A 25656-nucleotide genomic window follows, 5' to 3' on the forward strand; every position below is an offset into this window, starting at 1 on the left:
GGTGATTGGGGTGGACATCGTCCCCATCCGCCCCTTCAGCCAGCGACATGTCCAGACGGCGGTGCTGGACGTGCTGGCGGACGACTTCGACAAGAAGCTGGCGGAGCTCTACGACGGCCCGTTCGACGCGGTCATCTCCGACATGGCGCCGAAGACGAGCGGCATCAAGGCCACGGACGAGGCGCGCAGCCTCCGGCTCGCGGGCAAGGCGCTCGAAATCGCCACCGCGCGCGGCCGGCCCGGCTCGTCCTTCGTGGCCAAGGTGTTCATGGGGGGCGACTTCGAGGACTTCCGCGATCAGGTCCGCGCCCTCTTCGACGAGGTGAAGGTGGTCCGCCCGGAGGCCACGCGCGGCGCGAGCATGGAGGTCTACCTCGTGGGGCTGCGCCGCAAGGCCCCCCCTCCCGAGGCACCCTGACGTTCATTGTGGAACGATTCGCGGGTCGGCTGTGTCTAGAGTGCCGACCATGCACCACACCCCGTGGACCCGAGCGTCCTTCGTCCCGCTGCTGCTGCTGTCGCTGCTGACCGCCTCGCCCGTGCTGGGGCAGGGCAAGGCCCCGCCGTCGTGGAAGGCCATCGACGCGCTGGTGGACGAGCAGAAGGTGGAGGCCGCCGCGAAGGGCGCCGAGGCCCGCCTGGAGAAGGCGCGGGGCAGTGGCGACGAGGCGGAGTGGACGCGGGCGCTGGTGCGCACGGTGCAGCTGCGCACCGGGCTGCACGGGTATGAGACGGCGGTCCGCTTCCTGCGCGAGCAGCCCTGGCCCAAGGGGGCGCTGCACCGCGCGACGCTGAACCTCTTCTACGCCCAGTCGCTCGTCACCTACGCGCGGGTGTACAGCTGGGAGATTCGCAAGCGCGAGGCGGTGGCCTCCACCGGCCCGGTGGACCTCAAGTCGTGGACGTACGAGCAGATTCTCACCGAGGCACAGCGCGCCTACGAGGACGTGTGGAAGCAGCGGCAGGCGCTCGGCTCCGAGCCGGTGAAGGCGCTGTCCGAGTACATCGAGCCCAACACGTATCCCCAGGGCATCCGCTCCACGCTGCGCGACGCCGTCTCGTACCTCTTCGCGGGCCTGCTGGCGGACAGCGCCCACTGGCGCCCGGAGCACGCCAACGAGGTCTTCCGCCTGGACCTCCGCGCGCTCCTGGAGGGCACGCCCACGGTGGCGCTGACCGACCCCAACGTGCACCCGCTGGTGAAGGTGACCGCGGTGCTCGGGGACCTGGAGGCGTGGCACCGCGCGGCCGGGCGGCGCGAGGCGGCGCTGGAGGCGCGGCTGGAGCGCTACGGCGTGCTGCACTCGCACCTGTCCGAGAAGGACGACCGGGCCCGCATCCGCGAGCACCTCGCCGCGCACCTCGTGGCCTTCCGTGACGTGCCGTGGTGGAGCATGGGCCAGGCGCGGCTCGCGGAGATGGAGAGCAGCGCGGACCATGCGGTGCGCGCGCTCGCGCTGGCGCAGGCGTGCGCGGACGCGTACCCGAAGTCGGTGGGCGCGCAGCGCTGCCGCGCCCTGGTGAGTTCGCTGCAGCGGCAGGACTTCCGGCTCGCGTCCATGCAGTCGGACGGGCCGAAGCGGCGCTCCGTCGAAGTCACGCACCTCAACGTGTCCATGCTCTACTTCCGCGCCTACGCCTTCGACCTGGAGAAGCGGCTGGCGAAGGTGGACGACTACAACCTGCTGCCCTACGGCGGCGAGGTGCTCGGCCTCATCCAGGGGCAGAAGCCAGTGGCCTCGTGGCGCGTCCAGCTCCCGGAGGTGAAGGACCTGCGCGAGCACCGCACCTTCGTCACGCCACCGCTGGAGCAGACGGGCACGTACATCATCGCCGCGTCCGCGCGGGAGGACTTCGGAAGCACGAACAACCGCGTGCAGGCGGTGTTCATGACGGTGTCGCCGTGGGTGGTCGTCACGCGCAACGCTGCGGGCCGCGAGGTGGAGGCGCGCGTGCTGCGGGGCGACACGGGCCAGCCCGTGCCCGAGGTGCCGGTGCGCCTCATCCAGGCCAACTACAACAGCGGCTTCAAGGAGGCGGCCCGCGCCAGCACCGACCCGCGCGGCGAGGTGACGTTCACCTCGCCCGGGAAGGAGCACTACCAGAACTACCTGCTGGTGGTGGGCAAGGGGCGCGAGACGCTGCTGCACCCCAGCGGCTTCTCGTTCTACCAGCGCCCGGAGCCGCAGGAGATCAGCTCGTCGCTCGTCTTCACCGACCGCGCCGTGTACCGGCCGCTGCAGAAGGTGCAGTGGAAGGTGGTGGCCTTCCGCGGTCGTGGTGACCAGGCGCGCTACCGGACGGTGGAGGGGGAGCTGCTCGGGGTGTCGCTGCTGGACCCGAACCGCCAGGTGGTGGAGCGGCGCGAGGTGCGTACCAACGGGTTCGGCTCGGCGGCGGGGGAGTTCACCATTCCCACCGGGCGCGTGCTGGGGGGCTGGACCGTGCAGGTGGAGTCGGGCGGCGGCGCCGGCATCCGCGTGGAGGAGTACAAGCGGCCGACCTTCGAGGTGACGCTGAAGGACCCGGAGTCGCCGCTGCGCCTCAACCGCCCGGCCACCTTCAAGGGCGAGGCGCGCTACTACTTCGGGCTGCCGGTGGCGTCCGGCTCGGTGCGCTGGCGGGCGTACCGCGAGCCGGTGCTGCCCTGGTGGTGGTGGTGGGACGCGTCCTCCATTCCCACGAGGCGGCAGGTGGTGGCGTCCGGCGCGTCCTCGCTGGCCGAGGACGGCACCTTCGGCATCACCTTCACCCCGGAGGTGGACGAGCGCTCCGCGCGCTCGCCGGGGCTGACGTGGCGCTACCGCATCGAGGCGGACGCGACGGACGAGGGCGGCGAGACGCGCTCGGCGGAGCGCGCGTTCCGGCTGGGCTTCGTCGCGGTGGAGGGGCGGGTGGACGCGGACGAGGGCTTCTTCCGCGAGGGCGTGGCCCCCGAGGTGCGGCTGGTGCGCGCCACGCTGGACGGCGTGCCGCAGCCCGGTCCGGGACGCTGGCGGCTGGTGGCGCTGAAGCAGCCCGAGCGGCCGCTGCTGCCCGCGGAGGAGCCTGTCATCACGCCTCCGGCGGTGGAGGTGGACCCGGAGGCGGTGCACACGCCCACGCCGGGCGATTCGCTCCAGCCTCGCTGGGTGTCGGAGTACGCGCCGCAGGCCGCCCTGTCCCGCTGGCAGGACGGCGCCGAGCAGGCGAAGGGCGAGGTGAAGCACGACGCGCAGGGGCAGGCCCGGGTGAAGCTGCCCGCGCTGAAGGCCGGCGCGTACCGGCTGCACTACGAGACGACGGACGCGTTCGGCCAGACGTTCACCGTGGCGCGCGAGGTGCTGGTGGCCGGCGCGTCCGCGCCCATCGCGCTGCCCGCGTCGCTGGTGGCGGAGCGCGAGACGGTGCGCGTGGGCGAGGTGGCGCGGCTGCTGGCCTTCTCCGGCTTCGAGGGACAGCCGCTGGTACTGGACGTGTACCAGGGCGAGCGGCGCGTGATGCGCAAGGCGCTGACGGGTGGGAAGGGGCCGGCGGTGGTGGAGGTGCCGGTGACGGAGGAGCTGCGCGGCGGCTTCACGGCGGTGCTGACGGGCGTGCGCGACTGGCAGTTCCTGCGCGTCACCACGTCCGTGTTCGTGCCGTGGGACGACAAGGAGCTGAGCCTGGAGTTCGCCACCTTCCGCGACACATTGCGCCCCGGCGCGAAGGAGACGTGGCGTGTGACGGTGCGCGGGCCGAAGGGGGCGAAGGTGGAGGCGGGCGCGGCCGAGCTGCTCGCGTACATGTACGACCAGTCGTTGGACTTGTTCGCGAAGCACACGCCGCCGAGCGTCGCCGCCCTCTATCCGCGGCGGACGTCGGAGGTGGAGCTGCGCGCCTCGGTGGGCGCGACGATGGCGCAGTGGCTCGTCAACGCGGGCTTCGGTGAGGTGCAAAGCTGGGAGGCGCCCTCGCCGGACACCCTGAAGTTCGAGGAGAACTACGGCCTGGGAGGCCCCGGCCGCCGGCGCCTGCGCGCCTACGCGGGTGGAGCGGTGTCGCGCGCGCCGAAGCCCACCGCGGCGCCCGGCTCGCCCATGGCCGAGAGCATGGAGTCGGGCCCGCCGCCTCCGCCGCCTCCGGCGCCGAGCGCCTCCGCGAGGGAGGAGGCGAAGCAGCAGGTCATGGCGGACAGCTCCACGGCCGGGCAGCCGGGACAGGCCGCGCCGGCGCAGACGCTGCGCTCCAACTTCGCGGAGACGGCGTTCTGGGTGCCGCAGCTGCTCACCGGGGCGGATGGCTCGGCGACGCTGGAGTTCACCGTGCCGGACTCCGTCACGGCGTGGAGCGTGTGGGCCCATGCGCTGACGCGGGACTTGAAGGGCGGCTCGGTGCATCGCACCACCCGCAGCGTGAAGGAGCTGATGGTGCGGCCGTACGTGCCGCGCTTCCTGCGCGAGGGGGACCAGGCGGTGCTGGAGGTGGTGGTGAACAACGCGGCGGAGCGACCGCTGCAGGGGACGCTGACGCTCGACATCCAGGACGCGGAGTCGCGCAAGAGCCTGCTGGCGGACTTCGGGGTGAAGGGCGCGTCACAGTCCTTCACGGTGGCGCCGGGGAAGGGCACGCACCTGCGCTTCCCGCTCACCACGCCCGCGAAGGTGGGGGCGGTGGCCTTCCGGGTGGAGGCGCGCGCGGGCAACCTCGGCGACGGTGAGCTGCGCCCGCTGCCGGTGCTGCCCGGCCGCGTGCACCTGGCGCAGTCGCGCTTCGTCACGCTGAAGGGCGCGGCTTCCAAGACGATGACCTTCGACGATTTGCGCGCGGGCGGGGACCCGACGCGGGTGAACGAGCAGCTCGTCGTCACGGTGGACACGCAGCTGTTCTACTCGGCGCTCCAGGCGCTGCCGTACCTGATGGACTTCCCCTACGAGTGCACGGAGCAGACGCTCAACCGCTTCGTGTCGTCCGGCATCCTCGCCAGCCTCTACGGGCAGTACCCCGAGGTGGCGAAGATGGCGAAGACGCTGAGCGAGCGCCCCACGCGGTTCGAGACGTGGGACTCGGTGGACCCGAACCGGAAGATGGCGCTGGAGGAGACGCCCTGGCTGGAGATGGCGAAGGGCGGCCGCGAGACGGAGGTGCCCCTGCTGCGGGTGCTGGACCCGAAGGTGGCCGCCGCCGAGCGCACCGCGTCGATGGCGAAGCTGCGCAAGGCGCAGACGTCCAGCGGCGGCTTCCCGTGGTGGCCGGGCGGCCCGCCGTCGCCGTACATGACGCTCTACATCCTCCACGGGCTGTCGCGCGCCATGGAGTACGGCGTGGAGGTGCCCCCGGAGATGACTCGCAACGCGTGGAGCTACCTCGCCCGGCACGCGCGCGACGAGTACCTGACGAAGATGATGAAGAAGAACGAGGGCTGGGAGTTCATCACCTTCCTCAACTACGTGGCCTCCGCGTACCCGACGGAGCGCTACACCGGGGAGGCGCTCACCGCGGACGAGCGGCAGCGCATGCTGGCCTTCAGCTACAAGCACTGGAAGAAGCACTCGCCGTACCTCAAGGGCTACCTGGCGCTGACGCTCAAGCGCGCGGGCCGGGGGGCGGACGCGGAGCGCGTCTGGGAGAGCGTCATGGACTCCGCGAAGACGAGCGAGGAGCTGGGCACGTACTGGGCGCCCGAGGACCGCAGCTGGCTCTGGTACAACGACACCACGGAGACGCACGCCTTCGCGCTGCGCACGCTGACGGAGCTGAAGCCGAAGGACCCCCGGCGCGAGGGGCTGGTGCAGTGGCTGCTGTTGGACAAGAAGCTCAACCACTGGAAGTCCACGCGCGCGACGGCGGAGGCGCTCTACGCGCTGGTGAAGTACCTCCAGGCGGAAGGGGCGCTGGGCGTGCGCGAGGACGCGAAGGTGACGGTGGGCCCGCGCGTGGTGCAGATGGAGTTCTCTCCGGAGGCGTACACGGGGAAGAAGAACCAGGTGGTGGTGCCGGGGCCGGAGCTGAACCCGGCGACGATGAGCTCGGTGGTGGTGGAGAAGACGACGAAGGGCTTCGCGTTCGCCTCGGCGACGTGGCACTTCTCGACGGAGAAGATGCCGGAGGAGGAGCGTGGGGACTTCTTCCAGGTGTCGCGGCGCTACTTCCGGCGCGAGCGCGAGGGCCGCGAGGCGGTGCTGCAGCCGCTGGCGGAGGGCGCGCTGCTGCAGCCGGGGGACGAGGTGGAGGTGCAGTTGTCGCTGCGCACGAAGCACGCGGCGGAGTACGTGCACCTGAGGGACCCGCGGGCGGCGGGCCTGGAGCCGGAGAACCCGCAGTCCCGCCACAAGTGGGACCTGGGCATCGTCTGGTACGAGGAGACGCGCGACTCGGGGACGAACTTCTTCTTCGAGTGGCTGCCGGCCGGTGAGTACACGTTCAAGTACCGGCTGCGCGCCAACATGGCCGGAACCTTCCGCGTGGGCCCGGCCACCGTGCAGTCCATGTACGCGCCCGAGTTCACCGCTTACTCCACCGGCGCGGTGCTCACGGTGGGGCCGGCGAAGTAGGCGACCGCAGGGCACCTCGGGGCCGGGCTCGCGAGCGCGCGGGCCCGGTCCAAGCCCCCGGACATGATTCCTCTGGGGGACGCTCGAGGAGGGGGGGACCTGCGCTCGTGGCCACGGTGCATCGAGAGTCCCTGTGAGGGGGCTCAGCGCAGCAGCGATGACAAGGCGAGCTTCACGGCGCGGTGAGCCCGAGGCAGGTGTTCCTTGACGGCCAGGTTTGCCCGGTCGATGAGAACGAAACGCGGGGCGTTGAGCATGTCCACGGCGCGCTGGCCCGCCTCCAGTGGCTCCCGCTTCGCGTCTTCGACCGCCGCCCGCACCTTCTCCGCCTCCATCTCGAGATCATGCTCGGTCAGCAGGACCTGCAGGTTGCGCTTGAGCGCGTTGATGAGCGCCGTCGACGCGGCCCAGGCCCGATGCTTTTCGGCCTGCACCGTCGCGTTGCCCCCGAAGAGGATGGAGTTCGTGCCGTCGTCGCGCATCCGATACTCGCAGGTCGCGGTTCCCTCCACGAGCGCGGGCCGGAACAGCGCGGCGAGCCGCAGCAGGAATGCGTAGTCCTCGTGAAGGGAGAGCTCCTCCGCGAATCCCACGGGGAAGCGGCCCAGCCGCGCCCGGTCCACCACCCACGAGTGGCAGGTGATGTTGTTTTCGCGCACGAGTTGGTGCAGCTCGAACTTGCCGCTGCGCGGCAGCTCGTCCTTCCCCCGGCAGTAGAGCTCCCCATTGGGAGCGGTGCGGAAATACGCGCGGCGCACCTTCGATATTGCCCACGCGGCCTCGCCCTCTCGCAGGACGTCAATCAGCCGCTTGTAGTGCTGCGGGTAGACGACGTCGTCATCGTCGAGCACCGCGACGTACTGTCCCCGGGCCGCCTTCAGTCCGGTGTTGACCAACTGCGCGCGGATGTCCGTGTCCGAGGGGCGGTGGAGGACCTGGAAGGTGTAGTCACCCACGGGCTGGTGCCGCTCCAGGATGGCCGTCAAGGTGGCCACCGCCTGGGGGTCCTGGCTCTGGGTCACCATGATGATTTCGAGCTGCGTGTAGTCCTGGCACGCCAGCGAGAAGATGGCCTGGTCGATGAGATCCAGCCGCTTCAACGAGTGGTTGCGCATCACCACCGAGAGCATGCCGGGGATGAGCGCCCGCTCGGGCACGCGCTCGGAGGCGCGGGCAGGCCGGCTCCACAGCAACAGGCGGTGCGCGGAAGCGCCGGGGTTGAGCTGCTGGAAGAGACGGTGCAGCGCGCGCTCGGTGCCACGCGCGAGCAGGCCCGAGGCCGAGGTCTGCTGCAGGACCTGGCGTCGCTGGAGGCGCAGCCCCGCGGTGGCGAGCCACCGGGTCACCTGCTCCTCGCAGCACGTGAAGCGGGGCAGGGCCTTGTCACCCGTCAGCGCCGCGATGAGCGTGTTCCCGGACGCGGCGTTGTAGAACGAGACCGCAATCTCCGCGGCCGAGGCATGCTGCAGGGTCCGGGCGAGGCTCATCGCCGGGTCGGCCGCCCGCAGCCAGCCATCGCCGAGCAGGACGAGCTCCGCATGGAAGGAACGCAGCTGCTCGTGCTCGGCGGGGACCTCCAGGGGTCCCGTCCCTTCCGGCAGGGTGAACGACAGCACGGGATGGCCCGCCTCCTCCAGCGCCTGGAGGAGACCCGGCGAATCACAGCCCACCATCGCGATGCGTGCGCCCGGCCGGAGCTCATCCAGCAGGGCCTGAAGCAGCTCCGCATCCGCGGGAGCGAGCACCTCGCGCCGCGGGGAGTCAAGGCGGGACAACCGCTGTTTCGAAGTGCTCACCACCGGGCCTCCGCCATGTGGAACAGATGTGAGAAGTCAGCCACGCGTCGCATGGCCTCGGTCGGCTCGGGTACGGTGGGCGGGGTGAAGTCCTTCCCGCCTCGCCGGGCGTACTCGGCCAGCCAGGCCTCCGCGGTGCGGGAGTCGCCGTACTTCAAGGCCAGGTAGACGCCGCTGCGCAGCAGCCGCTGATCTCCCATGGGGCTCGGAGGGCGGTCCCCCACGTAGTGGTGCGCCATCGCGCGCGGCGCGATGCGGGTATCGAAGCCGTGGGCACGCGCACGCCACGACAGGTCCACGTCCTCGCAGTACATGAAGAAGTGGTCGTCGTACCCTCCCACCTTCCGGTACAGGTCGCGGGAGATGAGCAGCACGCACCCGCTGCACCACGGGGTCTGGTGTGTGATGGGGTCGTAGACCTTGGGGTGCTCGTCCGGAAATTGCGCGGCTTCGACCAGGCCCGGACACGAGCTCCGCCGGTACTCCGCCATCATCTCGGCCAGGCACGCGGGATGGAGCACCGCGTCCGGGTTGACGCACACGTAGGCCGCCACGTCACTTTGCTCGAACGCGCGGGCCATGAGCACGTTGTGCGCGCAGCCGAACCCCAGGTTCTTCCCCGACCACTGGTACACCGCGTTCGGGAACTCCTCCTGCACCAGCGACTGGAGCTTGTCCGTCGGCGAGTTGTCCAGGAAGACGACGGTGAATGGCGGGCAGTCGGGATGGGCGCTGTTCTGCCTGAGCGAGCGCCCCAGTCGCCGGAGTTGTTGGGGCGTGTTTTCGTAGAGAACAACACCTGCGACGATGCTCGTGGGGATACTGGACGTGTTGGACATTGGCTTGGCACCGGGGGTGCGCTGTCGCCCTGGGTGCAGGCACCTACGTAGTCGAGGGGCAACATTCGATCAAGACGGCTCCGAGTCCACGCCCTCGAGCCGCGCGAGCAGGTCCACCTGGATGAAGGGCCGCTTCGCGCGGGGGAATACGACTTCCAGCAGCAGGAAGCCGCTGTCCGAGTCCTGCTGCTTGCAGCCATTGATGCGCTTGCTCTCTCGCTTGCTCTTGCGCCCTGGGCTGACAGGTCGCCTGGAAGTCCCAACGGCGCTTGTCTTCATTCCATCTGAAGACGGCTCCGGAGGAATTCCATTCGTAGAAGCGTGGCTCGTCGCGGTGGCCCATCGCCAGCCAATGGGCTGGCATGCGTTACGTGAGCCCGTCAGTCGCAGGCATCCGCCGCTCCAGGCAGGGACATCAACGCTTTGTGCGTGGACAGGAGATGCGCCGCATGCGCGACTCAATCCCCGCAGGTGGCCTTCTCGTCCGTGGGGTGCAGGGTGGCGATGCCGTAGGTGCCATTGCGCGTACCGCACCAGATGCGCCAGTTCGTCCCGCCGAGGTCCGGCGCGGAGTACACGCCGCCCTCCTTCTTCGCCCCGCCGCGCGCGCAGCACCGCGCGAAGGCACGCGTGCCGATGGCCACCAGCCCCACCGCGTCCGGCGAGCGCGAGAAGCCGCCCATCTTCTTCTCCCCGCAGGACCACGGCGCCACGCCCCGGAACTTGATGAGGTACTGGTCCCCCTTCTGCGCGCTGCCCCCACGCGCCGGGCCGCCGTAGCAGAGCTTCCCCTCCGCCTCGAGCTGCGCGTACCGCGGCAGGAAGTGCAGCCCGCCAATCGGCCCGCGCTGCCAGTCATCCCCACAGAACACGTGCGTGAATGCATTGCGCGGGCCCGTGCTCACCCACAAGCCCGTGAGCCACTCGATGTTGCCCTGCCTCGCACCCGGGCGGCCCGCGACCGACAGCGCCGTCTGGATGCGCGGGTCGTTGTAGTGCCGCGAGAAGAAACGCTGCACGTCCCCCGCGCTCACGCTCACGTCCGGACGCGCCGGGCACATGTCCAGCACCTCCCGGTCCTGCGCCGACAGCGCCGGCGGCTTCCCGAACAGCGGCTTCGTGTCACACGTCGTCGCGCAGCCCGTCGCCGGCGCCCAGTCCGCCTTCGCCGTGGTCCCACGTGACGGGGCGCGCTCCTCGCTGGCCTCTTCGTCGGACGCACCGGCGATGCGCGCCTGCTGCTCCGCGCGGCCGCGCTTCTGCATCTCCGTGTTGGCCCGGTCCGCCGCCGCCAGCGCCGCCGAGTCCGGAGCCCGGGGCGCCGCGGACTCCGGCGCGCCCTCGCACAGCACCCAGCCCTGCGCGTTCGTCGGGCCCTGCAGCTTGCACCACGCCCGGTTCGGCCCGCCCTTCTTCAGCAGCGGATACGACGTGTCCGGCTCCACCGTGAAGACCACCCGCGTCGACTCGGGCTGCTCCACCGCGTCCACGCGGACCTCGGACACGAAGGCCCCCGGACCCGCGAGGGCGGGCAGGGCGGTGGCGAGACTCAGGACAAGAAAGGGCAGGGCGTTACGCATGGCGCGCGGGAGTCTACAGCAGTCCCCACGTGCCCTCGGGAGGAGGGACACGGGGGACGCTCACCGGCACCAGGGACGGCCCCAGCCGCCCCGACATTCAACCGGGCAGGCAGGCTCAGGAAATCTTCAGGCGGACCGCGTTCGGCTTGTCCGTCTTCGCCTTGCCCACCTGCACTGTGTACTCGCCCGCACCCAGCTCGGCCTTCAGGTCCATGACCTTCTCGCCGTTGACGCGCACGCTGCCCTGCGCAATCGCCTCGCGGGCCTTCGTCGCCGACGCCACCAGCTTCGTCTCCGGCAGCAGCTTGAACAGCGGCAGCTTCTCCGCTCCAGCCAGGGACACCTCGATCAGCTCGAGGTTCTGCTGGGGGGCGTCCTTCTTCCCCATGGTGGTGTCCCAGACCGACACCGCCTTCTGGCCACCCTCCTCGCCGTGGAAGCGCGTGGCGATCTCCCGCGCGAAGTCCTTCTTCACCGTCATCGGGTGCAGCTCACCGGCCTGCACCTTCGCCTTCATCTCCGCCACCTCGCGCAGCGGCTTCGACGACAACAGCTCCATGTACCGCCACATCAGGTCGTCGGTGATGCTCATCAGCTTGCCGAACATCGTCTCCGGCGGCTCGCTGACGCCCACGTAGTTGTCCAGGCTCTTGGACATCTTGTCGCCGACGATCTTCCCGTCGACCAGCTTCGCGTTCAGCCCCTCCAGGATGGGGCCCGTCATGATGACCTGCGGCTCCAGCCCCTCCTCCTTCATGAGCTGCCGGCCCACCAGCAGGTTGAAGAGCTGGTCCGTGGCGCCCAGCTCCACGTCCGACTTCAACGCCACCGAGTCGTAGCCCTGCAAGAGCGGGTAGAGGAACTCGTGGATGGAGATGGAGACGTTGTCGCGGAAGCGCTTCTTGAAGTCGTCGCGCTCCAGCATGCGCTGCACCGAGTAGCGCGACGCCAGGCGGATCATCCCCTCCGTGCCCAGCGCATCCAGCCAGGTGGAGTTGAAGCGTACCTGCGTCCTGCCCTCGTCCAGCACCTTGAAGACCTGCTGCTTGTAGGTCTCCGCGTTGGCCTTCACCTCGTCGCGCGTGAGCGCCGGCCGCGTGGCGTTGCGGCCCGTCGGGTCGCCAATCAACCCCGTGAAGTCGCCGATGAGGAACACCACCGTGTGGCCGAAGTCCTGGAAGCGCCGCATGCGCGTCAGCAGCAGCGAGTGCCCCAGGTGCAGGTCCGGCCGGCTCGGGTCGAACCCCGCCTTGATGACCAGCGGCTTGCCCGTGTCATACGAGCGCTGGAGCTTCTTCTTCAGCTCCTCGGCCACCTGGATGTCCACGGTGCCTCGAGTGACTTCTTCGAACTGCTCCTCGGGAGTCGCCTTGCGCAGTGCGTCCGGATTCATGGCCCGGGCACCCTAGCGCAACTGTCGCGCATGGGGCGGGAGAACCTCGGGCGGCTTTCAGGTACCGGGCAGGCGCTGGCGCACCCGCTCGATGCTCCGCGCCCGGCCCGTGGCGTCGTCCAGGTCAATCACGACGCCCTGCAGGTACACGAGCCGCTCCGCCACCTCGTAGGGCGCCTTCTCCCCGAGGAAACGCGCCACCGAGGACTCCTTCTTCATGCCGATGACGGAGTCCAGCGGGCCACACATGCCCACGTCGGTGATGAAGGCCGTGCCCCCGGGCAGGAGCCGCTCGTCGGCCGTCTGCACGTGCGTATGCGTGCCCACCACGGCGGACACCTTGCCGTCGAGGTACACGCCCATGGCGTTCTTCTCGCTGCTGGCCTCGCAGTGCATGTCCACGAGGATGCAGGGCGTCTGTTTCTTCAGCTCCTCCACCAGCGGCAGCACCGCCTCGAAGGGACTGTCCTGGGTGCGCATGAAGACGCGCCCCTCCAGGTTGATGACGCCCAGCGCGCGGCCGTCCGAAAGCCGGGCCAGCCCGTGCCCACGCCCCGGCGTGCCCTTGGGGTAGTTGGCCGGACGCAACAGCCGGTCCGGATGCTCCTTCACCCAGGGGAGGATGGCCTTCTTCGAGTAGAAATGATTCCCGCTCGTCAGCAGCGCGATGCCGCTGTCGAGCAGGTACTGGGCGGTCTCCGGGCTGATGCCCGCGCCGCCCTCGCTGTTCTCGGAATTGGCCACGCACACGTCCACCGAGTGCTCGGAGACGAGGCGCGGCAAGAGCGCGCGGACCGCCTGGAGACCCGGGCGGCCCACGACATCTCCCATGAAGAGGACCTTCACGTATCCAGGAAGTCCCAGTCGCGCGACAGGCCGCGCAGCGACTCGGACTCCGTCACGATGAGGTCCATGTCCACGTCGTCGCCCGTGGTGGGCAGTACCTGGACGACCTGGTCATTGAAGGCCAGACCCACCCGGCGGCTGCGCTGGCTGGCCGCGCGAAGGGTGGCGTCGTAGTAGCCGCCTCCGCGCCCCAGCCGCTTGCCGTCCCGGGTGAAGCCCAGGCCCGGCACCACGAAGAGGTCGATCTGGTCCACTGGAATGAGGTCCGAGGAGTTGCTCGGCTCCCGGACTCCCAGCCGTCCGGGCTCCAGCTCGCTCTCCGACTTGATGGCCCTGAATGACAGGATGCGCCCGTGGACGTGAGAGAGCGGGTAACAGACGATCTTCTCGTCCTGCAACGCCGCAATCAGGATGTCCCGGGTGGGCACCTCGCCCCGAATGGGGGCGTACAAGGCCACCGTCCTCGCCTTCTGATAGTACGGCGTAGCCAGGAATCGAGACTGAACCTTGAGACCCCGCGTGTCGATGATGTCCGGCGTCATCGCCTTCCGGCGCGCCGTCAACTCCTCACGCAGCGTCTGCTTCCTCGCCGCCGCCTCTTCCACCACCGTCTCGCTCACCGCCGCCGCTCCGCAGAAAAAGTCCCCCGCCGCATGGCCGTGTGCCCAGCGTCCATTGAACCCTTAAAAGCCAGGTGGGAACCGAAATCATGCCTCCGCAGGCTTCCCTCATCCCCCGTGAGAGGGGAGGGCTTGCACATGGAGACCGAAACGGACCCCGGAATGGACGTATCGGTTCGAATTTCTGCTGGGCATCACGCGCCCCGCAGGGGACAGCCCTTGTAACAAAGCTACAGTGCTAACAAGTCCTCGAATCTATTGGGAAAACCCGAAAGAATCTTTGGAAATGATAAGGACGGGGGGCGGCGGGGTCAAGGCTTCCTCGCGCGTTTACAAGGCAGGCTCGCGGCCCCTATGATGGAGACCACCCCGCACATGCCGCCCGCGCTTTCAAACAAGGGTCTCGCGACGATTCTTTCCGTCGCCTCCGGCCTCGCGTGGGCGGGACCGACGGTGTCCGGCCCCTACCTGGGAGATACCTACGGCCCGGTGCGCTTCCGCATGGAAGGCGAGCGGGTGATTGGCTCCGCCACCGGTGGCCCCTGTGGCTTCGCGCCCAATACGGACGTCATCGACGTGGTGGAGCAGGGCCACGTGCTGGCGGGCCACGTGCTGGTGTGCCACCAGGGCCCGCCGGGCTGCGAGGGGCTCAAGTCCCACCCGGTCCTGTTCATCTACAATCCGGAGGATCACGTGCTGAGCGCGATGATCCGCAACCCGGAGGGCTGCTCGTCCCCGGTGCTGAAGGGGAACACGCTGGTCCTCACGTCGCTGGACCCGAAGCGTGCCGGGGGGGATGAGGTGGAGCCCGAGCCGGAGGCGCCGAAGCCCTCGGAGGGAGGGGCCCAGGCTCCCTCCCCGGACGGGGCGGGCTCGGCGGCGCTGGTGGCCCAGGCGCGTCGGCGCGAGCCGGCGGTGCCCCCCCTGGAGGAGGGGCAGCGGCAGTTGCTGGCCGGCAACCCCGCGGCGGCGCAGACCCACTTCAAGCACGTGCTGGACAAGGAGCCGCGCAACCCCGCCGCGCTGGTGGGACTGGCGGCCTGTCAGCTCGGCCTGAATGACGTGGAGGTCGCCCTGGCCACGCTGGAGCGCGCCCGCCAGGCCGCGCCCGCGCGGCCCGAGGTGCACCTGTGGCTGGCCTACGCGCACCTGAAGGACCGCAACCGCGGCAAGGCGCGGGAGTCCCTGCGCAAGGCGCTGGACCTGGGCTGGACGCCGGGGAACCGGCCCTCGGAGGCGGTGCCCGAGACGGCGCTGCGCGAGGAAATCACGGCGGTGGCGCAGCAGCGAAAGAAGCGGGCGGGCCGCGATTCGACAGGATCTGGAAGCACGAGCCCGTGAGTCAGCCACCCTCCTCGCCCAGGCCGGTGCGGGTCTTCGGCAACTACGAAATCCTCTCCGTCCTCGGCAAGGGCGGCATGGCGGAGGTGTACCGCGCGCGCGTGCTGTCCGGCCCGCGCGAGGGCTGGACGGTGGCGCTCAAGCGGCTGCAGCCGGCGCTGACGAGAGACCCCCAGTCGGTGGCGCTCTTCATCCGCGAGGCGCAGCTGTCCAAGCAGCTGCACCACCCCAACATCGTCACGGTGCTGGATGCCGGAGACCTGGAGGGCATCTACTTCATCGTCATGGAGCTGGTGGACGGCCGCGACCTGGGGCAGATCCTCCGGCGCTGCAAGGTGCGCGGCATCCCCCTGCCGCTGGACTTCGCGGTGTACCTGGGCAAGGTGCTGCTGGAGGCGCTCGCGTACGCGCACACCGCCACCACCCCCCAGGGCGAGCCGCTGGGCATGGTCCACTGCGACGTGTCCCCCTCCAACCTGTTCATCTCCCGCGTGGGGGAAATCAAGCTGGGGGACTTCGGCGTGTCGCGCGTGCTGGTGGACGGCAAGCTCCAGGGCGGCGAGGTGCTGGGCAAGCCCTACTACCTGTCCCCGGAGTCGCTGCTCGGCGAGGTGAACCCCGCGGCGGACCTGTGGGCCGCCACGGTGGTGCTCTACGAGTTGCTGACGCTGGAGCGGCCCTTCCTCGGTGGCTCGCCGGACGAGGTCTTCGCCGCCATCTGGTCCCGGCAGTACCGGCCGCTGCGCGAGCTGCGTCCCGAGGTGCCCGAGGCGCTGGAGGCGGTGTTGGACCGCGCCTTCTCCGCCCGCCCCGAGGAGCGCTTCCCCACGGCCGAGGAGTTCGCCCAGGCGCTCACGCCGCACTACGACGAGCGCGTGGGCACGCCGCTGGCCATCGCCGCCGTGGTGCGGGGCCTGTTCGGCGCCAGCGACGACGTGCCGTCGTCCTCGTCCTCGTCCTCGGGCGGCGCGTCGCCGGTGCCCGGCGGCACGGGCTCGCGCGCGGGGTAGGGGACGGAGGCTCGTCCGCCCGCCCGCTCTCCGTCAGAGGGGCCGCTGCCGTCCCGGGTGGAGATGACGACATTTCTCCCCGCACGCGATGTCCGCGCAGGGAGGAGACCGATGGCCACCGAGCCCAAGCAGCCCAAGCCCGAGCAGGAAGAGCCCGAGCGCAAGACGCAGGAAGAGGGAGAGTCCCAGCAGCCCACGAAGGCCAGCGAGGCCAAGGAGGGGATGCCGGGCTACGGACAGCCCGACGAGGAGGTCCGCGACAAGTTCATCCCCGAGCAGAAGTGGTAGTTCCGTGAGATGGAAGCCGGCGCGGGAACTCCTGTCCTGCACCCATCACTGAGGGGTGCCTCGGAGCCCGGGACGGGGCGATGTGTCTGGCGCCCCACCCCCCGCTCTTGTTACGTCCCCTGAGGTCGGGAGCGGCGTTCCGCCGGGTATCCCCGACCGTCCCGCGCACCTCCTTCCGAGCGGTGGAGTCCTGCGCGCTGCCTCCCGCTCCTGGAAACTCTGATGGACCGCAGCCGAATGGGGCCGCTCTTCGAGACCGGCATCCCCAGCTTCGATACGCTCCTGGGCGGAGGCATTCCGCGCCGTCAGTCCGTCATCGTGACGGGGGACCCGGGCTGTGGGAAGACCGTCCTCTGCAGCCAGGTGGCCTTCCTCGCCGCCGCGCGGGGGCTGCCGGTGGTGCTCGCCACCGTCACGTCCGAGCCCCACGACAAGCTGGTGAGCGAGCTGTCCGGCTTCAGCTTCTTCCAGCGGGAGCTGCTCGACGAGAAGCTCTTCGTCATCAGCGCGTACTCCACGCTGAAGCAGGGCCCCCGCGAGACGCGCGACCTGCTGCTCCAGACGGTGCGCAAGCAGGGCGCGAAGCTGCTGTTCATCGACGGGCTGCGCGCCATCCGCGACCTGTGGCAGGACGAGGCGAAGCTGCGCGAGTTCCTCTACGAGCTGGGCATCAGCCTGGCCGCGGCCGACTGCGTGGGGCTGTTCACCACGGAGTACCCGCTGGAGAAGCTGCTGGCGCTCCCGGAGGCCACCACGGTGGACGGCATCGTGTCGCTGTCCGTCAACCGGCGGGCCTCGCGCCGGCTGCGCCGCGTGGAGGTGGTGAAGCTGCGTGGCCGGCCGCACCTGTCCGGCGAGCACCTGATGCACATCGGCTCGGACGGGGTCCGGTTCCTTCCCCGCCTGGAGGCGCAGGAAATCCAGGTGGAGGACCGGGAGCCCCCCGAGGGCCGGGCCAGCTTCGGGCTCAAGGAGCTGGACGTGCTGATGGAGGGGGGACTGCCCCTGCACAGCGCCACCATGCTCGCGGGGAGCATGGGCATCGGCAAGACGCTGCTCGCCGCGCACTTCGCGGTGGAGGGGGCGCGCCACTCGGAGCCGGCCCTCTTCGTCTCCTATTTCGACTCGCAGGCCGCCCTCAACGCGCGGGCACGGCGCATCGGGTTGGACGTGGAGCACCACGTGCGCCGCGGCCTGCTCACCTACCTGCACATGCTCCCCGTGGAGGTGGAGGCCGACCTCGTCGTGGACCGCGTCCTCGAGGAGGTGCGGCGCCAGGGGGCGAAGCGGGTGGTCATCGACGGGCTCACCGCCCTGGAGCTGTCCATCGAGGACCCGGAGCGGCGGCGCATCTTCCTCGCCGCGCTGGCCCTGCGCCTGCGGCAGGCGGGGGTGACGTCGCTCTTCACGCGCGAGGTGCCCAAGGTGGCGGGGACCGAGCTGGACTTCAGCGACGCGCCCATCGCCATCCTCGGAGAGAACCTGCTGCTCCTGCGCTACGTGGAGCTGCGCGGGCGCATCCACCGCATCCTGTCCGTCCTCAAGATGCGGGACAGCAAGTACGACAACGAGCTGCGGGAGTTCGAAATCGCCGACACGGGCATGCGCGTCCTCGCCCCGGTGCGCTCCGCGGAGGGGCTGCTGACCGGCCAGGCCCGGCCGCTCGGCACCTCCATCGGTCGTGCCGAATGAGCCTCGTTCTCATCGTGGAGGACGAGGAGGCGCTGCTCGAGGTTTTCGCCGAGGTGGTCGAGGCGCTCGGGCACCGCGCCCTGCGGGCGCATGACGGGGAGATGGCCCTGACGCTGGCGCGCACGGAGCCGCCGGACCTGGTGGTCAGCGACCACATGATGCCGAGGCGCACGGGCATGGAGCTGCTGAGGGCGATGCGCGCCGAGCCGCTCCTGGCCGACATTCCCTTCGTCCTGCTGAGCGCGGCGCGGCCGGCGGGGCGGGAAGAGGCGGACGCCTTCCTGGCCAAGCCCGTGGACCTGGCCACCTTCGAGGAGGCCATCCACACGGCGCTGCGCTCGCGCCTGCCCTCCGCCTCCCTGTCCGCGGAGGGGCGCGCGTCCGGAGCCACGCGGACGGCGTCGGGCCGGGTGCACGAGGAGATGCTCCAGTGGGTGGCGCACGAGCTGAAGACGCCGCTCAGCTCGGCACGGCTCAACGCGCAGGTCCTGCTGCGCAAGCTGGAGAAGCGGGGCGGGGAGGACGAGAGCCGGTCCGCCGCGGCGGTGCTGCGTCAGCTGGACCGGATGAGCGGCCTCATCACCTCCATCCTCGACGCGGGCCGTCTGTCCGGTGGGAAGGTGGAGCTGCGGCCGTCGTACTGCGACATCCTCCCGTTCCTCCGCGAGCTGCTGCAGGAGTGGCGCGAGCTGGAGCCGCGGGTGGAGTTCATGCTGCTGGCGGAGGGCGAGCCGGTGACGCTGTCCTTCGACGCGGAGCGCATCCGGCAGGTGCTCAACAACCTGCTCTCCAACGCGGTGAAGTACTGCGGCGAGCAGCGGCGGGTGGAGCTGGGCCTGTCCGTGAGTCCCGGTCAGGCCGTCATCCACGTGCGGGACTGGGGCGTGGGAATCCCGGCGTCGGAGCTGCGCACCATCTTCGACCGCTTCCAGCGGGCGGACGACGACCCGGCCCGGGGCCATGGCCTGGGCCTGTTCATCGCCTCGCAGCTGGCGCGGCTGCATGGGGGCTCGCTGTCGGTGCGCTCCTCGTTGGGCGAGGGCTCCACCTTCCAGCTCCGGCTCCCGCTGCGCCGCTAGCCGGCCAGCTCGCGAACCCTCGGCACGTGCCGGCGGAGCGCCTGGAGCACCTGCTCCACCTCCGCCTCGGGGGTGCCGGGGCCCAGGCTGAAGCGCAGGCTGCCGCGCGCCTGGGGCACCGTCAGCCCCATGGCCCGCAGCACGTGCGACGGTGACAGCGTCCCCGACGCGCACGCCGCGCCGGAGGACACGCAGATGCCCTCCAGGTCCAGCGCGATGAGCAGCGCCTCGCCCTCCACGCCGTCGAAGCGCAGGTTGCTCGTGTTGGGCACGCGCGGGGCCCCGGCGCCATTCACCTCCACGCCGGGCAGGCTCGCGCGCACCTCGCGCTCGAAGGCGTCTCGCAGCGCGCCCACCCGCGCGGACACCCCGGGCTGCTCCGCCGCGGCCAATTCCAGCGCCAGCGCGAGGGCCTCCGCGTAGGGCACGTTCTGCGTCCCCCCGCGGCGGCCTCCCTCCTGGTGGCCCGGCGTCAGCGCCCGCACGTCCACGCCCTTGCGCACCACCAGCACGCCCGCGCCCTGCGGGCCGCCGAACTTGTGCGCCGAAAGGGACAGGAGGTCCGCGTCCACCTCGCGCAGGCTCAGCGGCACCTTGCCCGCCGCCTGCACCGCGTCCGTGTGGAAGAGCACGCCCCGCTGCCGGCACGCGCGGGCCACCTCCGCCGCGGGCTGCACCACGCCCGTCTCGTTGTTGGCCCACATCAGCGAGCACAGCGCCGTCTCCGGCGTCAGCGCATGCAGCACGTCCTCCGCGCGCACGCGCCCGTCCGCGCCCGGGGCCACCCGCACCACCTCCGCGCCCTCGCGCTCCAGTTGCGCGAGCGCGCCGAGCAGGGCGGGGTGCTCCACCGCGGACGTCACCACGCGCCGCCGCTCCAGCACGGGCCGGGCGTGCCAGGCGCCCACGAGCGCCAGCGCGTCCGATTCGCTGCCGGAGGCGGTGAAGGTGACTTCCTTCGGCTCGCAGCCCAGCACGCGCGCCACCTTCGCCCGCGCCGCGTCCAGCCGGGCCCGCGCGTCACGGCCGCTCTGGTGGATGCTGGAGGCGTTGCCGAAGCCGCCTCCGGAGAAGGCGCGGGAGAGCAGCGCCGCCACCTCCGGGCGCACCGGGGCGGCGGCGTTGTAGTCCCAGTAGATCACGAGTCCTGCGCGCACAGCAGCGACACGGGGCGCTCGCCCGCGACGCCGAAGGCTTCCTTGAAGCGGTTCACCAGCTCGCGCTTGAGCGCCTTGCGCTGCGCCGCCTTGCCGGACAGCGGAAGCCGCGCGCCCGCCATGCTGCCGTGGCCGCCCGAGGAGCCGCCGTAGTCCTCGAAGATTTCGCGGATGAGGCGGCCGGCGTTCATCCGCCGGTCCTTCACGCGCAGGCTGAAGTAGAGCTGGTTGCGGTACGTGCCGAAGGCGAGCGACCACTTCATGCCCTCGAGGAACATGAGCCGCTCGGCCACCTCCGCCACCATGTCCGGGGAGTAGACCTCCTCCAGGTCGGTGATGATGGCGTGGCCGTACACCTTCGCCCGCTCGTAGGCCGTGTGGTACAGCTGGAAGTACCGCGCCGGCAGCTCCGGGTGCTCGATCTGCGCCAGCAGCGACTTGTCCATCCGCGGGAACAGCCACAGATAGCTGTCGATGTCCGTCTGGGTCGTCTCGCGGCCCAAGTCGCGCGTGTCCGCCTTGAGGCCGTAGAAGAGGGCGGTGGCCACCTCCGGGGAGGGCTCCAGGCGCGCGGCGCGCAGGTACTCCGTCAGCATGGTGGAGGTGGCGCCGAAGTCACCGCCCACGTCCGCGAAGGGGGACTCCAGGCTTTCCTCGCGCAGCGGGTGGTGGTCCACGACGATGTGCGCGTCCAGCTTCGCGGGCAGCGAGTGGTTGCCCACCTTGGGCTGCGTGTCCACGAGACCGAAGAGGTCGTACGCGTCGAAGTCGATTTGCGACACGTGGGAGATGGGCAGCCGCAGCACCTTCACGAAGGCGATGTTCTCCGCCCGGCCGATGATGCCGCCGTAGCCGACGCGCGCCTCCACGTCCGCCCTGCGCTCCAGCAGCTGGGCGAGCGCCACGGCCGCGGCCATGGAGTCCGGGTCCGGGTTGTCGTGCGTGAGGATGAGGGCCCTCTTGTGTCCCTTGGCCACGCGGAGCAGGCGCTCCAGCTTGTCGCGGGCAGGCAGGTGCGCCAGCCGTGGTGGCGGGGGCTCCGTCAGCTCGCCTCCCGGAGGATTCCCGGCACCGCGACGGCTGTGGAGGGTGTGTATGACAGGCATGGGTGCTCTTCTTTACTTCCTCCGGCCGAGGGATTCGAGAAGCCGGATGTTCTCCCCATAACGTTCTGGGAACGGTGTCTCCAGCACCCCAATGGTGTGGGCGAACCGAGCATCCTTCACGAGGCAGCGGAAGGCCGTGAGCCCGATCGCCCCCTTGCCGGGCTCCTCGTGGCGATCCACGCGACATCCCAGGGGTTTCTTGCAGTCATTGAGGTGGAAACACCGCACTCGTGACAGGCCCACCAGCCGGTCGCACTCGTCCATGACCGACTCGTACCCGCGGACGGTGGACAGGTCGTACCCCGCGGCGAACAGGTGACAGGTGTCCAGGCAGATGCCCAGCCGCTCCTCGTCGCCCACGCGGCAGAGGATTTCCGCCAGGTGCTCGAAGCGCCACCCCAGCGAGGAGCCCTGACCCGCGGTGCCCTCCAGGCAGATGCGGGCGCTGTAGCCCTTGCAGTGCGCGTGCACTTCGTCCAGGCCCTGGGCGATGAGCGTCAGGCCGCGCTGCTCGTCGGGGTGGGTGCCCGGGTGCATGACGAGGTACGGAATGCCCAGGCGCTCGCAGCGGGTGAGCTCCTCCGCGACGCAGTGGATGGAGCGCTCGCGGTGCAGGGGCTCCTCGGTGGCGAGGTTCACCAGGTAGTTGCCATGGGCGATGGCGGGGAGGCCGGTGCGCTTCGCCTCGGCGCGGAAGGCGAGGCGCTCGTCCTCGGTGAGGGCGGGCGCGCTCCAGCCTCGCGCGTTGCGGGTGAAGATTTGAAGGGCACGGGCACCGTGCTCCTCGGCGCGCGCGAAGGCGCGGCTCACGCCTCCGGCGATGGATTCGTGAGCCCCGATGAGCACGGCGTCAGGTGAGACGGCCTTCCCGTCAGCTGTTGATGGCCTTGTACTTCCGGGCCAGGTCCTTGAAGAACTTCATCCCGTTGTCGAGCGAGTTCTCCATGGCGTCCATCAGCACCGTGCGGAACGCGGCGACGGGTCCCCGGAAGGACTCGTAGTACCGCTGCCGGTCGATGGAGTGGATGATGGCCGGCATGTAGCCGTTGCGCACCAGCAGCAGGTTGCTGCACATGCGCCCCACCTTCCCGCTGTGCTCCGTGAAGGGGAAGATCTGCAGGAAGCGGTGCTGCACCGTCGCCGCCTGCTTGATGGGGTGGAACTCGCGGAACTCGGCGCTGGCCGTGTAGTCCACGAGCTTCTCCAGCTCGCCCTGAATCTTCGCGGGCTGGGCGATGTCGTGGAAGTACGTGCGGTGCAGCGGCATGTCCTTGCGCAGCCCCGAGCGATCCCGCTCCTTCGCGAGCTCCTTCTCGGTGCGCTCGCGCCGCTCCATCCGCGCGCGCTCCGACTGCGCCTCGGGCGTGTTGCCGAGGAACAGGTCGTGCATCCGCTTGATGGTGGTCAGGGTGATTTGCGCCTGCTTCTTGGCGCCCGCCGCCTCCTCGCGGATGAAGTCGCAGACGGCCTTGTGGTTCCTGATTTCGAGGACCACCGGAATCATGGAGGCTTCCGCGTTGGTGCGGCCGGGGAACAGCGCGGCCATCAGCTCCTGGTGGGTGTAGACGACACCCTCCAGTGCGGCGTCGTGGTAGATCCACGACATCTCGAGCTTGTCGAGGAAGTCGCGCGCCGCGGGCTTTTCCTTGTAGATCTCGAGGTACTCGCGCAGCGCCTCGTTCTTCTCGTCGATGTCCTGATAGCGTTCCTTCACGGACTGCGGCTCCTTCTCGCTGCGGCGCCGCCCGTGGGCGGAGTCCGAAGCATGCGGCCGAGCGTTACAACGGCACGCGGATTCTAGAAATTCCGCGCGGTTGGAACAACGAATTCATTACAAATTGACGAGGAAGACCTCGCACGCCTGGTCGAGCAGGTCCTTGGAGAGCGCCGGAGGTATCTGCCGGTAGCGGGCGGCGTCCCGGATGAGGGAGACCAAATCGCGGGGGTGGCAGGCGCGCAGCTGCATCTCGCGGGGCTTGTAGTAGTGCTCGAAGAGGTAGGTGACGGCCTGGTCCACGTAGGGGATGCCGGCCGCCTCGCACACCCGGCGGAAGATCTCCCGGTAGGACTCCTCATCCGGGTTGCCGACCTCAATCTTGTACTTGATGCGGCGCAGGAAGGCCTCGTCCACCAGCTCCTTGGGGTCCAGGTTGGTGGAGAAGACGAGGAGCTGGTCGAAGGGAATCTCGAACTTCTTGCCCGTGTGCAGGGTGAGGAAGTCCACCCGCTTCTCCAGGGGGACAATCCACCGGTTGAGCAGGTCCGTGGGGTGGACCTTCTGGCGGCCGAAGTCGTCGATGAGCAGCATGCCGCCGTTGGCCTTCACCTGGAATGGCGCCTCGTAGAGGCGGGTGCTCTCCGAGTAGATGAGGTCCAGCGTCTCCAGCGTCAGCTCGCCGCCCACGACGACGGAGGGGCGGCGGCAGAGCAGCCACCGGTTGTCCATCTCGAAGGTCTGCCGGCGGCCCGAGGAGTCCCGGCCCATCTCCAGGGACACCGGGGTGTGGATGAGCCGGTCGTTCACCTGGATGATTTGATTTCCAATCTCCAGGCAGTGGGGGACGAACACCTCGCCGCCGAACATGTGGGAGACGGCCTCGGCGAGGCTCGTCTTGCCGTTGCCGGGAGGGCCGTAGAGGAAGAGGGAGCGGCCGGAGTTCACCGCGGGGCCCAGCTTGTCCATCAGCTCGGCGGGGACGGTGAGGTGGCTGAGCGCCATCACCAGCTCCTCCTGGCTGACGACGGGCGTCTCCTCCGTCTGGCTGGTGATGAGGGCGTTGTACTGCTCGATGGGGACGGGCGCGGGGCCGACGTAGGTGGTGCGGGTGAGGGCGTCGCGCGCGTACTCGCGGCCCTTCTCCGTGAGGACGAACTCCACCGAGGCGCGGCCGAAGCCCTTGCCGCCGCGCAGGTCCACGAGCTTCTCGGTGGTGAGGAAGTCCACCACGTGCTCGATGACGCCCGGCCAGGGCAGGCACATCTCGTCCGCGATGGCCATGCCCGTGCCCGTACCCGCGTAGTACAGGTACTTCAGCGCGATGTCGGAGAGCAGGCCCATCTTGAGACCCGTCTCCTCCACCGACTTCGGCTCGGGCGGAGCGATGTCGAGGATGGATGGGTTCTCGAGCTTGAACGGATTGTCGTCGTCGTACGCGTATCCGGGGGGAGCCATCGGGCCCCTGTTCTAGCCCATCCGGAGCAGGGCGGGCATGGGGCACGCGGCCGCCCGGGCCCGGTGGGAGACCGGGCGGGGAGACTCGGGGCGCCCCCCGTGGAGGAGGGCGCCCGGGGTGGGGCGTCACCGGGACGTCGGCGGGCCCCCTCGCATCACACGGCGCGTGGCCGCGCGGCGAGGAGGGTGCCCGGGAGCGGTGGGGCGCTCAGACGTAGGTGAGCCACTCCGCGTAGCGCGGCTCCTGGCCGCGCACGGTGCGGAAGTAGGTCTCCTGCACGAACTGGGTGATGGGGCCGGGCTTGCCGGTGCCGGTGGTGCGGTTGTCCACCTCGCGCACGGGGGTGATTTCCGCGGCGGTGCCGGTGAAGAAGATCTCGTCGCAGATGTAGAGCGCGTCGCGGGTGAACGTCACCTCGTCCACCACGCGGCCGCTGTCGCGCAGCAGCTTCAGCACCGTGTCGCGGGTGATGCCGTCGAGGATGGGCGAGGACAGCGGGGGCGTCTTGATGACGCCCTTCTTGTTCACCATGAAGATGTTCTCGCCGGACGCCTCGGCGACGAAGCCGCTGATGTCCAGGAGGATGGCCTCGTCGTAGCCGGCCATCACCGCCTCGCGCTTGGCGAGGATGGAGTTGACGTACTGGCCGGTAATCTTGCCGCGCACCATGTTGACGTTGACGTGCATGCGCGTGAAGGAGCTGACCTTGGCGCGGATGCCCTCGCGGATGCCCTTGTCACCGAGGTACGCGCCCCAGTCCCAGGCGGTGACGGCCACGCGGGTGGGGTTCACCGCGCCCAGGCCCATGGCGCCGTCGCCCATGAAGGCCACCGGGCGCAGGTAGGCACCGTTGGCGAACTGCGCCTTCTGCTTGCGCAACAGCTCCAGGCACGCCTCGACGAGCTCGTCCTCGGAGTAGGGCATCTTCAGCATCAGGATGTGGGCCGAATCCAGCAGCCGGCGGATGTGCTCGCGCAGCCGGAAGACGGCCAGCCGGCCATCATGCGTCTTGTAGGCACGGATGCCCTCGAAGACGCCGAACCCGTAGTGCAGCGCGTGGGTCATCACGTGCACGTGGCCCTCGTCCCACTTGGTCATCTTCCCGTCGAGCCAGATCTGCTCCGCGCGCACGGTGTTACTCGAGGTCGAGCTCATTCGAAGGTTCCTTCACCTGGGGGATTTAAGGTGGGGCTGCCCGGGCCTTCTAGCCAGCACACCGTATGA

At 69.9% G+C, this 25656-nt stretch carries 20 protein-coding genes and 1 other RNA gene; 7 read left to right on the top strand and 14 right to left on the bottom strand.

Annotation, left to right across the window (positions count from 1 at the left end; all coding sequences use genetic code 11):
* On the top strand, window positions 1-418 hold a 418-nt coding region (locus HG543_RS24150; RefSeq protein ID WP_169347203.1), incomplete at its 5' end, for an SAM-dependent methyltransferase.
* A gap of 49 nt (window positions 419-467) precedes the next feature.
* Window positions 468-6512: an alpha-2-macroglobulin family protein gene (locus tag HG543_RS24155; RefSeq protein ID WP_169347204.1), complete on the top strand. Its 6045-nt coding sequence runs from the start codon at window positions 468-470 to the stop codon at window positions 6510-6512.
* A 143-nt stretch (window positions 6513-6655) separates the two neighbouring features.
* Here HG543_RS24155 and HG543_RS56845 read toward each other — a convergent pair whose 3' ends face one another.
* The 8 genes from HG543_RS56845 to ssrS form a co-directional block, all read right to left on the bottom strand.
* Window positions 6656-8308 carry a glycosyltransferase gene (locus HG543_RS56845; RefSeq protein WP_169347205.1) on the bottom strand — a complete coding sequence of 551 codons (1653 nt, stop codon included), beginning with the start codon at window positions 8306-8308 and terminating at the stop codon, window positions 6656-6658.
* Window positions 8305-9147, bottom strand: a complete 843-nt coding sequence (locus HG543_RS24165; RefSeq protein ID WP_169347206.1) for a glycosyltransferase family 2 protein — start codon at window positions 9145-9147, stop codon at window positions 8305-8307. The genes HG543_RS56845 and HG543_RS24165 overlap by 4 nt, the downstream gene beginning before the upstream one ends.
* A 69-nt stretch (window positions 9148-9216) precedes the next feature.
* Complete coding sequence (locus HG543_RS24170; protein ID WP_169347207.1) at window positions 9217-9426, bottom strand: hypothetical protein; 210 nt, start codon at window positions 9424-9426, stop codon at window positions 9217-9219.
* Between the two features lie 179 nt (window positions 9427-9605).
* Window positions 9606-10727, bottom strand: coding sequence for an EndoU domain-containing protein (locus tag HG543_RS24175; RefSeq protein WP_169347208.1), 1122 nt, complete (start codon window positions 10725-10727; stop codon window positions 9606-9608).
* Between the two features lie 115 nt (window positions 10728-10842).
* A complete protein-coding gene (gene tyrS, locus HG543_RS24180; protein ID WP_169347209.1) occupies window positions 10843-12120 on the bottom strand; it encodes a tyrosine--tRNA ligase in 1278 nt (425 codons plus the stop codon).
* Between the two features lie 57 nt (window positions 12121-12177).
* Entirely contained in the window at window positions 12178-12966 is a 789-nt protein-coding gene (locus HG543_RS24185; RefSeq protein WP_169347210.1) for a TIGR00282 family metallophosphoesterase, read from the bottom strand.
* On the bottom strand, window positions 12963-13586 hold the full coding sequence (locus tag HG543_RS24190; RefSeq protein WP_169347211.1) for a 5-formyltetrahydrofolate cyclo-ligase: 624 nt from the start codon (window positions 13584-13586) through the stop codon (window positions 12963-12965). Before HG543_RS24190 ends, HG543_RS24185 begins: the two co-directional genes overlap by 4 nt.
* A 19-nt stretch (window positions 13587-13605) precedes the next feature.
* A non-coding RNA gene (gene ssrS / locus HG543_RS24195) (6S RNA) lies at window positions 13606-13801 on the bottom strand.
* Between the two features lie 160 nt (window positions 13802-13961).
* Between ssrS and HG543_RS24200 the strand changes: the two genes are divergently transcribed.
* The 5 genes from HG543_RS24200 (at window position 13962) to HG543_RS24220 (ending at window position 18996) form a co-directional block, all read left to right on the top strand.
* Complete coding sequence (locus tag HG543_RS24200; protein WP_169347212.1) at window positions 13962-14927, top strand: tetratricopeptide repeat protein; 966 nt, start codon at window positions 13962-13964, stop codon at window positions 14925-14927.
* Complete coding sequence (locus HG543_RS24205) at window positions 14924-15937, top strand: protein kinase domain-containing protein (protein WP_169347213.1); 1014 nt, start codon at window positions 14924-14926, stop codon at window positions 15935-15937. Before HG543_RS24200 ends, HG543_RS24205 begins: the two co-directional genes overlap by 4 nt.
* Window positions 15938-16048: 111 nt before the next feature.
* On the top strand, window positions 16049-16225 hold the full coding sequence (locus HG543_RS24210) for a hypothetical protein (RefSeq protein WP_169347214.1): 177 nt from the start codon (window positions 16049-16051) through the stop codon (window positions 16223-16225).
* Between the two features lie 222 nt (window positions 16226-16447).
* Window positions 16448-17917, top strand: coding sequence for an ATPase domain-containing protein (locus tag HG543_RS24215; RefSeq protein ID WP_169347215.1), 1470 nt, complete (start codon window positions 16448-16450; stop codon window positions 17915-17917).
* The gene (locus tag HG543_RS24220) at window positions 17914-18996 is read left to right on the top strand and encodes an ATP-binding response regulator (RefSeq protein WP_169347216.1); all 1083 of its coding nucleotides are present in this window, start codon (window positions 17914-17916) and stop codon (window positions 18994-18996) included. Before HG543_RS24215 ends, HG543_RS24220 begins: the two co-directional genes overlap by 4 nt.
* Here the strand turns inward: HG543_RS24220 and HG543_RS24225 are convergent.
* The 6 genes from HG543_RS24225 to HG543_RS24250 form a co-directional block, all read right to left on the bottom strand.
* Window positions 18993-20138: an aminotransferase class V-fold PLP-dependent enzyme gene (locus tag HG543_RS24225; protein WP_169347217.1), complete on the bottom strand. Its 1146-nt coding sequence runs from the start codon at window positions 20136-20138 to the stop codon at window positions 18993-18995. The two genes, HG543_RS24220 and HG543_RS24225, sit on opposite strands and share 4 nt — an antisense overlap.
* Complete coding sequence (locus tag HG543_RS24230; protein WP_169347218.1) at window positions 20135-21259, bottom strand: DHH family phosphoesterase; 1125 nt, start codon at window positions 21257-21259, stop codon at window positions 20135-20137. Before HG543_RS24230 ends, HG543_RS24225 begins: the two co-directional genes overlap by 4 nt.
* Window positions 21260-21271: 12 nt before the next feature.
* Window positions 21272-22105 carry a deoxyribonuclease IV gene (locus tag HG543_RS24235; protein ID WP_169347219.1) on the bottom strand — a complete coding sequence of 278 codons (834 nt, stop codon included), beginning with the start codon at window positions 22103-22105 and terminating at the stop codon, window positions 21272-21274.
* A 25-nt stretch (window positions 22106-22130) separates the two neighbouring features.
* Window positions 22131-22973, bottom strand: coding sequence for a Fic family protein (locus HG543_RS24240; protein ID WP_169347220.1), 843 nt, complete (start codon window positions 22971-22973; stop codon window positions 22131-22133).
* A gap of 117 nt (window positions 22974-23090) precedes the next feature.
* Complete coding sequence (locus tag HG543_RS24245) at window positions 23091-24431, bottom strand: DUF8689 domain-containing protein (RefSeq protein WP_169347221.1); 1341 nt, start codon at window positions 24429-24431, stop codon at window positions 23091-23093.
* Window positions 24432-24639: 208 nt separating this feature from the next.
* Window positions 24640-25587 (bottom strand): branched-chain amino acid transaminase, encoded by a 948-nt coding sequence (locus tag HG543_RS24250; RefSeq protein ID WP_169347222.1) that lies wholly within the window; start codon window positions 25585-25587, stop codon window positions 24640-24642.
* Window positions 25588-25656 lie beyond the last annotated feature (69 nt).

The sequence above is a fragment of the Pyxidicoccus fallax genome, assembly GCF_012933655.1.
Taxonomy (GTDB): domain Bacteria; phylum Myxococcota; class Myxococcia; order Myxococcales; family Myxococcaceae; genus Myxococcus; species Myxococcus fallax.